We start from the raw sequence: 401 nt of genomic DNA, 5'->3' as shown, positions 1-401 counted from the left end.
ACCCTGTGGGAGAGTAGGACACCGCCGGACAACACCAGTGAAATGGCCACCCACCCGGGTGGCCATTCCACGTTAACCCACCAAACACAAAACGGCCTCTCAGGATACCGTTCGATTTCTAAACAGAGAACAGGAACCCTCCCGTGAGCGATTCTTCATCCCGGGGTCGTGGTCCAGAGCGCGATCACCGTGACAGCCAGGACGACGCATCCCGAGCGCTTCGTCGGGGTGGGCAGCGTCCACACAAGGATGGCAATCGCGCTGCTGCCTCGCGCGGCGAGGGGGAGCGGCGACCGAGCGACCGCGGCACCCGTAAGCCGTGGGAGAAAAGCGATGGTGAGCAGCCTCCCCGCGACGGCGGAGTTCCGAGGCGTGACGGTGAGCGTAGGCCGTGGGAGAAG

1 protein-coding gene is annotated in these 401 nt (G+C 64.3%); it reads right to left on the bottom strand.

Annotation, left to right across the window (positions count from 1 at the left end; genetic code table 11):
- Positions 1–155 precede the first annotated feature (155 nt).
- The coding region (locus ACFQB0_RS07655) for a hypothetical protein (protein ID WP_386729560.1) at positions 156–401 on the bottom strand (246 nt) is incomplete at its 5' end.

This window comes from Luethyella okanaganae (assembly GCF_042660285.1).
GTDB lineage: Bacteria > Actinomycetota > Actinomycetes > Actinomycetales > Microbacteriaceae > Luethyella > Luethyella okanaganae.
This window is presented reverse-complemented; position numbering and strand designations above follow the sequence as displayed.